This window comes from Cytobacillus firmus NBRC 15306 (assembly GCF_001591465.1).
Taxonomy (GTDB): domain Bacteria; phylum Bacillota; class Bacilli; order Bacillales; family Cytobacillaceae; genus Cytobacillus; species Cytobacillus firmus.
The window spans coordinates 1-10,358 of sequence record NZ_BCUY01000107.1 but is presented as its reverse complement, the minus strand read 5'-3'; the positions used below and the strand labels follow the sequence as shown (position 1 = coordinate 10,358).

General features: G+C 42.5%; 11 protein-coding genes and 1 pseudogene. 8 read left to right on the top strand and 4 right to left on the bottom strand.

The window, feature by feature from the left end:
- Positions 1 to 306 precede the first annotated feature (306 nt).
- Genes tsaE through tsaD form a run of 4 tightly spaced genes read left to right on the top strand, consistent with a single transcriptional unit; the run spans position 307 to position 2,957 of the window.
- Positions 307 to 762, top strand: a complete 456-nt coding sequence (gene tsaE, locus BFI01S_RS19490) for a tRNA (adenosine(37)-N6)-threonylcarbamoyltransferase complex ATPase subunit type 1 TsaE (protein ID WP_061794085.1) — start codon at positions 307 to 309, stop codon at positions 760 to 762.
- Positions 759 to 1,463: a tRNA (adenosine(37)-N6)-threonylcarbamoyltransferase complex dimerization subunit type 1 TsaB gene (tsaB, locus tag BFI01S_RS19485; protein ID WP_061794084.1), complete on the top strand. Its 705-nt coding sequence runs from the start codon at positions 759 to 761 to the stop codon at positions 1,461 to 1,463. The genes tsaE and tsaB overlap by 4 nt, the downstream gene beginning before the upstream one ends.
- A 16-nt stretch (positions 1,464 to 1,479) precedes the next feature.
- The gene (gene rimI, locus BFI01S_RS19480) at positions 1,480 to 1,929 is read left to right on the top strand and encodes a ribosomal protein S18-alanine N-acetyltransferase (protein WP_061794083.1); all 450 of its coding nucleotides are present in this window, start codon (positions 1,480 to 1,482) and stop codon (positions 1,927 to 1,929) included.
- Positions 1,929 to 2,957, top strand: coding sequence for a tRNA (adenosine(37)-N6)-threonylcarbamoyltransferase complex transferase subunit TsaD (gene tsaD / locus BFI01S_RS19475; RefSeq protein WP_061794082.1), 1,029 nt, complete (start codon positions 1,929 to 1,931; stop codon positions 2,955 to 2,957). Before rimI ends, tsaD begins: the two co-directional genes overlap by 1 nt.
- Before the next feature lie 224 nt (positions 2,958 to 3,181).
- On the opposite strand, the gene BFI01S_RS19470 is transcribed toward tsaD, so the two are convergent.
- The gene (locus tag BFI01S_RS19470; protein ID WP_061794081.1) at positions 3,182 to 5,107 is read right to left on the bottom strand and encodes an ABC-F family ATP-binding cassette domain-containing protein; all 1,926 of its coding nucleotides are present in this window, start codon (positions 5,105 to 5,107) and stop codon (positions 3,182 to 3,184) included.
- A gap of 188 nt (positions 5,108 to 5,295) precedes the next feature.
- Between BFI01S_RS19470 and moaC the strand changes: the two genes are divergently transcribed.
- Both moaC and BFI01S_RS19460 read left to right on the top strand, forming a co-directional pair.
- Positions 5,296 to 5,778 (top strand): cyclic pyranopterin monophosphate synthase MoaC, encoded by a 483-nt coding sequence (moaC, locus tag BFI01S_RS19465; RefSeq protein ID WP_061794080.1) that lies wholly within the window; start codon positions 5,296 to 5,298, stop codon positions 5,776 to 5,778.
- 27 nt (positions 5,779 to 5,805) lie between these two features.
- Positions 5,806 to 6,450 carry a redox-sensing transcriptional repressor Rex gene (locus tag BFI01S_RS19460; protein ID WP_061794079.1) on the top strand — a complete coding sequence of 215 codons (645 nt, stop codon included), beginning with the start codon at positions 5,806 to 5,808 and terminating at the stop codon, positions 6,448 to 6,450.
- A 22-nt stretch (positions 6,451 to 6,472) separates the two neighbouring features.
- Here BFI01S_RS19460 and BFI01S_RS19455 read toward each other — a convergent pair whose 3' ends face one another.
- Positions 6,473 to 6,664 (bottom strand): YdiK family protein, encoded by a 192-nt coding sequence (locus BFI01S_RS19455; RefSeq protein ID WP_048010893.1) that lies wholly within the window; start codon positions 6,662 to 6,664, stop codon positions 6,473 to 6,475.
- Between the two features lie 35 nt (positions 6,665 to 6,699).
- The gene (locus tag BFI01S_RS19450; RefSeq protein WP_061794078.1) at positions 6,700 to 7,425 is read right to left on the bottom strand and encodes a CPBP family intramembrane glutamic endopeptidase; all 726 of its coding nucleotides are present in this window, start codon (positions 7,423 to 7,425) and stop codon (positions 6,700 to 6,702) included.
- A 315-nt stretch (positions 7,426 to 7,740) separates the two neighbouring features.
- Here BFI01S_RS19450 and groES point away from each other — a divergent pair, with 315 nt between their 5' ends.
- Positions 7,741 to 8,025, top strand: coding sequence for a co-chaperone GroES (gene groES, locus BFI01S_RS19445; RefSeq protein ID WP_009336289.1), 285 nt, complete (start codon positions 7,741 to 7,743; stop codon positions 8,023 to 8,025).
- 61 nt (positions 8,026 to 8,086) lie between these two features.
- Positions 8,087 to 9,718, top strand: coding sequence for a chaperonin GroEL (groL, locus tag BFI01S_RS19440; protein WP_061794077.1), 1,632 nt, complete (start codon positions 8,087 to 8,089; stop codon positions 9,716 to 9,718).
- An 80-nt stretch (positions 9,719 to 9,798) separates the two neighbouring features.
- Here groL and BFI01S_RS19435 read toward each other — a convergent pair.
- Positions 9,799 to 10,110, bottom strand: a pseudogene (locus BFI01S_RS19435) (tyrosine-type recombinase/integrase); the annotation flags it as partial.
- Positions 10,111 to 10,358: the final 248 nt, after the last annotated feature.

The window sequence follows — 10,358 nt, the reverse complement described above, 5'->3', positions numbered from 1 at the left end:
TTTATAGTTTTAAAAAGTAAAACGAAACTTAGTTTCGTCTTTTTTTATGCCTTTTTAACCTAAGTGTATAGGATATTAATATTGAAAATAGCTTACTTTGCCCATTGCTTCAAAATAAGGTAAACTACATATAGACTATTCTCCTTAGGATTTATCCTAAGGTTTTTTTGTAATCTCGGAATTCAGATCGTTGAATTTCGAGAACTGTCCACCCCTATCGCCAGCTGCCTCGAGGCGGCGCGGGTGGTAAGCGTTTGTGCTTTTTCTTTTCGTTGATAGATTAGACCATAAAAGGTGTTGAAACATATGAGTCAGTTTGAGTTTATCTCAAAGAAGCCAGAGGATACGATGGGGTTTTCGGAGAAGCTCGGCAACCTGCTTCAGCCGGGAGATGTCCTTGCTCTGGAAGGAGATTTGGGTGCAGGGAAAACGACATTCACCAAGGGGCTGGCAAAAGGGCTTAATATAACCCGAAATGTAAATAGCCCTACTTTTACGATTATTAAAGAATACCATGGAAGATACCCCCTTTATCATATGGATGTATACAGAGTTGAAGATTCCTTTGAGGATTTGGGGTTTGATGAATATTTTGATGGCAATGGGGTCACAGTTGTAGAATGGGCTCATCTTGTTAAAGAACAGCTGCCTGAAGAGTTATTAACTATTTATTTATATCTTGATGATCATGACTCAAGAAGGCTTGTCCTGGAACCCCGGGGAAAAAGATATGAGGAATTGTGTAAGGAGATTATGTCATGAAGGTTTTAGCCATTGATACATCCAATTACCCTCTGGGAGTAGCTCTTCTGGATGGTGATCAGGTTATAGGCGAGTATATTACAAATGTAAAAAAGAATCATTCTGTCCGAGTTATGCCGGCTATTGATACTTTAATGAAAGATTGCGGTGTTAAGCCTGCTGAATTAGATAAAATTGTTGTTGCGAAAGGGCCTGGTTCGTATACAGGAGTGCGTATTGGGGTAACGATTGCAAAAACACTGGCATGGACTTTAAATAAGCCGCTGGTTGGGGTATCCAGCCTTGAAGTATATGCGGCATCGGCTGGCAGATACTTTAATGGCGTCATATCGCCTTTGTTTGATGCAAGGAGAGGGCAAATATATACCGGCCTGTATCAATATAGGGAAGGACAGTTAGTATCGCTGATCAAAGATCAGCTTCTGCTATCAAAAGATTGGGCAGCCATGCTTTCTGAACATCAGGAAAACGTTCTTTTCATCGGGAATGATTTGCCCTTACATAAAGATATATTTACAGAACTCCTTAAAGAGCGGGCAGTGTTTGCCTCACCTGCAGAACATAATCCAAGGCCGGCCGAACTTGCTTTATTAGGCAGGGACCAAGAGCCTGAGGATGTTCATTCTTTTGTACCTAATTATATTAGGATTGCGGAAGCTGAAGCTAATTGGATAAAAGCAAACCAGGAAAAAAAGTTATAGATGAGGAAGCGAACGTATGAATAAATCCTTAACTTTCCGTTTGATGAATGAAGAGGATATTGATGATGTTTTGGAAATCGAACACAAATCCTTTGCAACACCCTGGAGCAGGGAGGCCTTTTTTAACGAATTAACACATAACCAGTTTGCTTTGTATGTTGTTTTAGAAGAAGAAAATAAAGTAATAGGATACTGTGGAGCATGGATAGTCGTGGATGAGGCTCATATCACAAATGTTGCGCTGCTCCCTGAATACCGCGGGAGAAAACTTGGAGAAGCTTTGATGCGGCAGCTAATGGAGCTTGCGTCTGAAATGGGAGCCATCACAATGACTCTGGAAGTAAGGGTATCCAACTTCACAGCTCAGTCCTTATACCGAAAGCTTGGTTTTCAAAACGGAGCCATCAGGAAGAACTACTATACTGATAATCAAGAAGATGCTTTAGTAATGTGGGTGAATTTATAATGAAAAAAGATCAATGGATCATGGGGATTGAAACCAGCTGTGACGAAACTGCGGTAGCCATCATTAAGAATGGACGTGAAATTGCAGCCAATATCGTTGCATCCCAAATCGAAAGCCATAAACGTTTTGGCGGGGTAGTTCCGGAAATAGCTTCCCGTCATCATGTTGAACAGATAACGATCGTGCTTGAAGAAGCATTAGATAAGGCAGGCATCACATATTCTGATCTTTCAGCAATTGCTGTGACGGAAGGGCCTGGCCTTGTAGGCGCGCTTCTGATCGGGGTTAATGCCGCAAAAGCCGTTGCGTTTGCTCACGGCATCCCGCTAGTAGGCGTGCATCATATTGCTGGCCATATTTATGCAAACAGACTGGTGGAAGAAATGGATTTTCCGTTACTTTCCCTGGTAGTCTCTGGCGGACATACTGAACTGGTCTATATGAAGGAGCATGGCCATTTCGAAGTAATTGGCGAGACAAGGGATGATGCTGCAGGAGAGGCATATGATAAAGTTGCCCGGACCTTAAATCTGCCTTATCCGGGCGGTCCTCACATTGACAGACTCGCTCATGAAGGGAATCCAACTATTCAGCTCCCAAGAGCCTGGCTGGAAGAAGGTTCATACGATTTTAGCTTCAGCGGCTTAAAATCAGCCGTTATCAACACTGTCCACAATGCTGAACAGCGTGGCGAGACGATAGTGCCGGAGGATCTGGCTGCAAGCTTCCAGGATAGTGTCATTGATGTCCTGGTAACGAAAACAGAAAGAGCAGTTAAAGAATATCAGGTGAAGCAGCTGCTGCTCGCAGGCGGAGTTGCGGCGAATAAAGGTCTTCGGGCTTCTTTAGAAAAGAAGTTTGGAAATAGAGCTGATATAAAGCTTATTATTCCGCCATTATCTTTATGCACAGATAATGCAGCGATGATAGCAGCAGCAGGAAGTGTTCTGTTTGAAAAAGGACAATTCGCCGGTCTCGATTTAAATGCAAATCCCGGTTTGGACATTACTATCCACAATGATAAATAATTAGGAAAAAGTCCCCGACAGCATAGGGGACTTTTTCTGTGGATAAAATCATTTGTTTCAGAATTTTATGTTGGTAATGTGGATAAAACCAGCTTTAATTGTGGATAATGTGGAAAAGTCTGTGGAGAGTATATATAACTGCGTTTTTCTTGTGATTATCTCTGTGGATAATAAAAAAGACTGGCAGTGACTATTCTACCAGTCTAAAAGTTATGAATATTCCTTTAATCCTCTTCAGCTAAAAGTGCCCATTCTTCCATCAATTCTTCCAGCTTTGCTTTTGCTTCATCCGTTTCATTTGTTATTTCCAGCACCTTTTCATGGTCCTGATAAACATTTGGATCACAGAGAAGCTGATCATTAGTATCGATTACTGTCTCTAATGCTTCTATTTGCTCTTCAATTTCTTCCATTCTTCTTTTTCGCTGGCGTTCGAGCTTTTTGGCCTCTTTATCCAGCTGGTAATTATTTTTTTCCTGCTTTACAGGCTGTGAATCGGAGGATGCGTCCTGCTCATTAAGTGCAAGCAATTCCTTTTGTTCCTGCTTTTTTTCTACATAATAATCGTAATCACCAAGATATTCAGCTGCCCCGCTTTCAGAAAGTTCAACTACTTTTGTTGTAATTCTGTTGATAAAGTATCGGTCATGAGATACGAAGAGAATGGTCCCGGGATAATCGATCAATGCATTTTCAAGAATTTCCTTGCTGTCCAGGTCCAAATGGTTTGTAGGCTCGTCCAGAATTAAGAAATTGGCTTTCTGCATCATTAGCTTTGCAAGCGCAAGCCGGGCCTTTTCACCGCCGCTCAGTGTTGAAACTGTTTTAAGTACATCATCACCGGAGAAGAGAAAGTTCCCAAGTATGGTCCTGATTTCTTTTTCCGGTTTCAGCGGGTATTCATCCCATAATTCGTTCAGTACTCTTTTGTTGCTTGTGAGCTCTGCCTGTTCCTGGTCATAGTAGCCAATTGTCACATTGGAGCCATACTGAATCTCCCCTGAAAAAGAAGGAACTTTTTTGATGATGGTTTTGAGCAATGTTGATTTACCGATTCCATTTGGCCCAACAAGTGCAATGCTGTCGCCTCTTGCCAGCCGCAGTGAAATATTCTCACTCACTTTCTCTTCGTAGCCTATTGCTAAAGAATGGATATTTAAAACCTCATTGCCCGACTGGCGATCGATGTCAAATACAAAGGAAGCCGATTTCTCGTCTCCAAGGGGCCTGTCCATCACGTCCATTCTGGCAAGCTGCTTTCTGCGGCTTTGTGCCCTTTTGGTTGTGGAGGCACGGGCGAGGTTCCGCTGGATAAAGTCCTGCAGCTTAGCGATTTCTTCCTGCTGTTTCTCGAATTGCTTCATTTCTTTTTCAAAATTAGCGGCTTTTTGATCCAAATAGGAACTGTAGTTTCCCGGGTACTTTCTTATTTGGTGGCGGGAAATCTCGTAAACCTGGGAAACGACCTTATCAAGGAAATACCGGTCATGTGATACGATTAGAATGGCACCGCTGTATCCCTGGAGGTATTGTTCAAGCCACGATAATGTTTCAATATCAAGGTGGTTGGTAGGCTCATCCAGAATTAAAATATCAGGCTTTGTCAGCAGAAGTTTACCAAGGGCCAACCTTGTTCGCTGTCCGCCGCTCAATGATGAAATTTTGGTATCATAGCCCAATGAGCTGAAATTGAGTCCATGGAGAATGGAACGGATATCTGCTTCATATTGATAGCCGCCATTTTCTTTGAAATCAACCTGAAGTTTGTCGTAATCTTTCAATACGCGTTCATAGGCATCAGAATTACTGAGGATATCGGAATCTGCCATTTGTTCTTCAAGGCTGCGGAGCTGTTTTTCCTGCTTCTGCAAATGACTGAAAACAGTCAGCATTTCCTCCCAGATGGATAACTCTGATTCCAGACCGGTATTTTGTGCAAGATAGCCAATTGTTACTTCCTTTGGCTTTATAATCTCGCCGGCATCATACGTCATGTGTCCGGCAATTATTTTTAAAAGGGTGGATTTCCCTGCACCATTGCGCCCTACAAGGGCAATCCGGTCCCTGGTTTGTACTTCTAACTTTATATTCGTTAAAATGGGATCAGCGCCAAAACTTTTTGCCAGCTGATTGACTTGTAATAGTATCATGTTCTTTCACCTCGGGTATAGAGTAAGTGTAACTCATTCATATATGTTCGGCAATAAAGGAGACAGGACGATAAGCCCGGCTTACGGGCATTAAACATAACAAAAGGTAAATAAATATGTGAAGAACCTTACAAGCACGTACAAAGTAACGGAAAAATAGTGTATGATTTTGAAGAGAGGTGTTTTAAATGGCGGATTTTACTCATTTTAATCAAGAGGGCAGGGCAAAAATGGTGGATGTCAGCGATAAGCCTGAGACGGCAAGGACGGCCATAGCTCAGTCAAGCATTAGGGTGAATCAGGAGATTTACGAGAAGATTACATCCAATTCGATGAAAAAAGGGGATGTACTCGCTGTTGCACAAACGGCAGGCATTATGGCGAGCAAGAAAACATGGGACATTATTCCGATGTGCCATCCGCTGCCGCTAAAGGGTGTCGACATTTCATTTTCATGGAAAGCTGAAGAGGAAGAGTACGACCTCATCATTACGGCTTCTGTTAAAACAAAAGGGAATACGGGTGTGGAAATGGAAGCGTTAACAGCTGCTTCTGTCTGTGCGCTGACCGTTTATGATATGTGCAAGGCTGTAGATAAAGGAATGGTAATTGGGCCAACCTTTTTAATAGAGAAAACAGGCGGCAAAAACGGAGATTTTAAACGAAATTAATTCATCATAAGAAATGGGGATGGACGAATGGCCAATGAACCAATTAAGATACCGCAGGCAACAGCTAAACGGCTGCCTTTATATTACCGCTTTCTAAAAAACCTTCATTCCTCCGGCAAACAAAGAGTCTCATCAGCAGAATTGAGTGAGGCGGTAAAAGTAGATTCTGCAACGATTCGCCGTGATTTTTCGTACTTCGGTGCGTTAGGGAAAAAAGGATATGGATATAATGTGAACTACCTGCTGGGCTTCTTTCGGAAGACTCTTGACCAGGACGAGCTGACTAAAGTCGCTTTGGTCGGGGTAGGAAATTTAGGAACTGCCTTTCTTAACTATAATTTTCTTAAAAATAATAATACGAAAATAGAAGTGGCTTTTGATGTGGATGAGAGCAAGGTTGGCACGAAAATCGGTGATGTGCCGGTCCATCATATGGATGACCTTGAAGAAGTTATTGTTAAAAATAATATTCAGGTGGCGATTCTAACGGTGCCTGCACCGCCTGCCCAGACGATAACTGATCGGATGGTGAATGCGAAAATAAAAGGAATCCTTAACTTTACACCCGCGAGGCTCACTGTGCCGTCCTCGATTCGGATTCACCATATCGATCTGGCAGTGGAATTGCAGTCATTGGTTTATTTTCTGAAAAATTATCCTGAAGAAGTGTAAAAAAAATGAGCCTTTTGCGGGCTCATTTTTTCATTTTAAAATGCTGGCCAACCATCCGTAGACCGGTGGCAAAATCAAATGTGGCAATTAAGATAAGAAAATAAGTAAAGAATCCCCAGGTTTCTTCCCGCTGGGTATTCTGGATGGCTATAAAGGTGAAAAGACATCCGAGAAGGATGTAAATAAAGCCTGAAAACAAAGGTGTGCTTCTCATGATAATCCCCCAGTACGTTAAAAACATTTCTCCAGTTAGAAAAAGCTGATAAAGCTCTGCATGTTTTCCATTTCCTTTAACCACTTTTGTATATTATCCTGATTCAGCTGAACAACCGCGACGAAGGTGTTCATCGCCACATGGGCAAAAATCGGCACGATGATCCGCTTCGTCTTGACATATAAAAACGCAAAGGTGAATCCCATTGCTGAGTATAACAGTACATGTTCAGGCTCAAAATGGGCCAGAGCAAAAATGACCGAGCTGATCAGGGCTGAAAGGAAGAAGTTGAAGCGCTTATGAAGAGAGCCAAAAATAATCTTTCTAAAGACGATTTCCTCAAGGATTGGCCCGATGACCGAACTGATTAAAATGACGATTGGCGATGCTTCAATAATCCTGATAATCTGCTGTGTATTTTCAGATCCCATTTCAATGCCAATCAGATTTTCAATACTTGCAGCAGCAGCTTGAGCAACCAGGGCCAAGAATATGCCTCCAATAGCCCAGCCCACAGAGCCTGCAACAGAAGAGGCATCCCTATCCAGTCCCCGTTTCATTTCTTTCCTTAGTAATAGAAGCGTAATGATCAGCGTGATTGTGAAACTGATTACGAGCCAGTAGGCCACTGCAAGAATCTGCATATTCTCCGGGTTCTGTCCCAGGGCATCGGCAGTCCATAATACGAGCGGAACGCCAAACAAGCTTGAAAGCTGCATGGCTATATAGGTGATTATTATAATCCAGTATTCCTTCTTCAAAGTGTATTACTCCTTAATCTGAGTGTTGGTTACAAGTCCTAAAGCCATTGTACTCTTTATAGGGAGGGGGTTTCAAATTTCAGAGATCAAAAGAGGTAAGGATATGGTTAAAATGAGGGCTGCTGAAGCATACTTAAGAGGTTGTCTATGACGAAAAATAGCGTGAAGGAGCGGATGAAATTTTTTAAAAAAATTTAAGCTTCACCCTTGCAAATAGATTTGAGATTCATTAATATAATAATTGTGTTAGCACTCATACAGAGAGAGTGCTAATAAATAAAAATATTTACATTTTATTTGAGGAGGTTGTTTCACTTGTTAAAGCCACTAGGTGATCGAATCATTATCGAGCTTGTTGAAACCGAAGAAAAAACTGCAAGCGGCATTGTACTGCCGGACACTGCTAAAGAAAAGCCTCAAGAAGGCAAAGTTGTAGCTGTGGGAACTGGCCGCGTTCTTGAAAACGGTGAGCGTGTTGCCCTTGAAGTTGCTGACGGCGACCGTATCATCTTCTCAAAATATGCTGGTACTGAAGTGAAGTACGAAGGCAAAGAATATTTAATTTTACGTGAAAATGACATTCTTGCTGTAATTGGCTAATCGCCGATCAGACGAAGATTATTAAAAGATAAAGCTAAAATTTTTGAGGAGGTTTTTATCAATGGCTAAAGAGATTAAATTTAGTGAAGAAGCCCGCCGCGCGATGCTTCGCGGTGTAGATTCCCTTGCAAATGCGGTAAAAGTAACTCTTGGACCTAAAGGACGCAACGTGGTTCTTGAGAAGAAATTCGGTTCTCCATTAATCACTAATGATGGTGTGACAATTGCAAAGGAAATCGAACTTGAAGATGCTTTCGAAAACATGGGTGCGAAGCTTGTTGCTGAAGTAGCAAGCAAAACAAACGATGTTGCCGGTGACGGTACAACAACTGCAACAGTTCTTGCTCAGGCAATGATCCGTGAAGGCCTTAAGAACGTAACTGCAGGTGCTAACCCAATGGGCATCCGCAAAGGAATTGAAAAAGCGGTTTCTACTGCTGTTGAAGAGTTAAAAGCTATTTCAAAACCTATCGAAAACAAAGAATCTATCGCACAGGTTGCTGCTATTTCTGCTGCTGACAATGAAGTTGGCCAGCTGATCGCTGAAGCAATGGAGCGCGTTGGCAACGATGGTGTTATCACAATCGAAGAATCTAAAGGTTTCACAACTGAGCTTGATGTGGTAGAAGGTATGCAATTCGACCGCGGATACGCTTCACCATACATGGTTACAGATTCTGATAAGATGGAAGCGGTTCTTGAAAACCCTTATATCTTAATCACTGATAAGAAGATCACAAGCATCCAGGAAATTCTTCCTGTACTTGAGCAGGTTGTACAGCAAGGCAAGCCTTTATTGCTTGTAGCTGAGGATGTTGAAGGTGAAGCACTAGCTACATTAGTAGTGAATAAGCTTCGTGGAACTTTCAACGCTGTAGCGGTTAAAGCTCCTGGCTTCGGTGACCGCCGTAAGGCTATGCTTGAAGACATCGCGATCCTGACTGGCGGTGAAGTAATCACTGAAGAGTTAGGCCGTGACCTTAAATCTGCTACAATCGATTCTTTAGGACGCGCTTCTAAAGTGGTTGTTACGAAAGAAAACACTACGATCGTTGAAGGTGCTGGAGACAGCGCGCAAATCGCCGGCCGTGTGAACCAAATCCGCACTCAAATGGAAGAAACAACTTCTGAATTTGACCGCGAAAAATTACAAGAGCGCCTTGCTAAGTTAGCTGGCGGTGTGGCAGTAGTTAAAGTTGGTGCTGCTACTGAAACTGAATTAAAAGAGCGCAAGCTTCGCATCGAAGACGCCCTAAACTCTACACGTGCAGCTGTAGAAGAAGGAATCGTTTCCGGTGGTGGTGTGGCACTTCTAAACGTATACAACAAAGTGGCTTCTATCCAGGCTGAAGGCGACGAAGCTACAGGTATCAACATTGTACTTCGTGCAATGGAAGAGCCTGTACGCACAATTGCACATAATGCAGGCCTTGAAGGTTCTGTAATCGTTGACCGCTTAAAGCGCGAAGAAGTTGGAACAGGCTTCAACGCTGCTACTGGCGAGTGGGTAAACATGATCGAAGCTGGTATCGTTGACCCAACGAAAGTAACTCGTTCAGCACTTCAAAACGCTGGATCTGTTGCAGCTATGTTCTTAACTACTGAAGCAGTAGTTGCTGACAAGCCAGAAGAAAATGCTGGCCCTGCAATGCCTGATATGGGCGGCATGGGTGGAATGGGCGGCATGATGTAATAAGCCGCTTCACCCCTTGATATATAAGGGTTTTTTGTAAGATAAGAGTGGATTGTTAACATTTTGTTAACATGAGGTTCTTAACGGAGGCTTCTCATGAGTTGAGCAAACTTGTGGGAAGCTTCTTTTTTCATTTCTTGCGTTACATGGAGATAGACGTTTTTGGTAATTTGATCATCGGTATGTCCGAGTCTATCCATGATTTGTTCAAGTGAGACACCCGCCTCGGCAAGAAGTGAAGTATGTGTATGTCTTAGAGAATGCGGTGTCAACTCTTGGTTAAGCCCTGAGATCCTAAGTAGCCTAGCCATTCTATTTTGTACGGTTTTAATGACAATAGGATACCCAAATTGCCGTTCCATTTTGGAAAATATAAAGTCTTTATTATGATAAGCATCACCTAACATTATTGGCCCTGGCTGGCGCAAGCTGGCCTGGGAATAATTCAACGTGGAGGCTGGGCGGGTAGTTGAATTACATAGAATTCGGTATGGTTAGGTAAGGTTTGGTCTGGTAAGGTACGGTGAGGTGAGGCTGGGTTAAAAGGTAACTGTTAACAAGCAGTCGCCTTTTTATCTATCCTTACAAATTGATTTGAAATTAGAATATAATGTTTAATTACGTTACTTACCAGAACCTT

What these genes read in the sequence shown, in the direction of transcription:
- groL (WP_061794077.1), top strand. Translation starts at nt 8,087, where the DNA reads ATGGCTAAAGAGATTAAATTTAGTGAAGAAGCCCGCCGCGCGATGCTT.
- tsaD (WP_061794082.1), top strand. Translation starts at nt 1,929, where the DNA reads ATGAAAAAAGATCAATGGATCATGGGGATTGAAACCAGCTGTGACGAA.
- moaC (WP_061794080.1), top strand. Translation starts at nt 5,296, where the DNA reads ATGGCGGATTTTACTCATTTTAATCAAGAGGGCAGGGCAAAAATGGTG.
- BFI01S_RS19470 (WP_061794081.1), bottom strand. Translation starts at nt 5,107, where the DNA reads ATGATACTATTACAAGTCAATCAGCTGGCAAAAAGTTTTGGCGCTGAT.
- rimI (WP_061794083.1), top strand. Translation starts at nt 1,480, where the DNA reads ATGAATAAATCCTTAACTTTCCGTTTGATGAATGAAGAGGATATTGAT.
- BFI01S_RS19455 (WP_048010893.1), bottom strand. Translation starts at nt 6,664, where the DNA reads ATGAGAAGCACACCTTTGTTTTCAGGCTTTATTTACATCCTTCTCGGA.
- tsaB (WP_061794084.1), top strand. Translation starts at nt 759, where the DNA reads ATGAAGGTTTTAGCCATTGATACATCCAATTACCCTCTGGGAGTAGCT.
- BFI01S_RS19460 (WP_061794079.1), top strand. Translation starts at nt 5,806, where the DNA reads ATGGCCAATGAACCAATTAAGATACCGCAGGCAACAGCTAAACGGCTG.
- tsaE (WP_061794085.1), top strand. Translation starts at nt 307, where the DNA reads ATGAGTCAGTTTGAGTTTATCTCAAAGAAGCCAGAGGATACGATGGGG.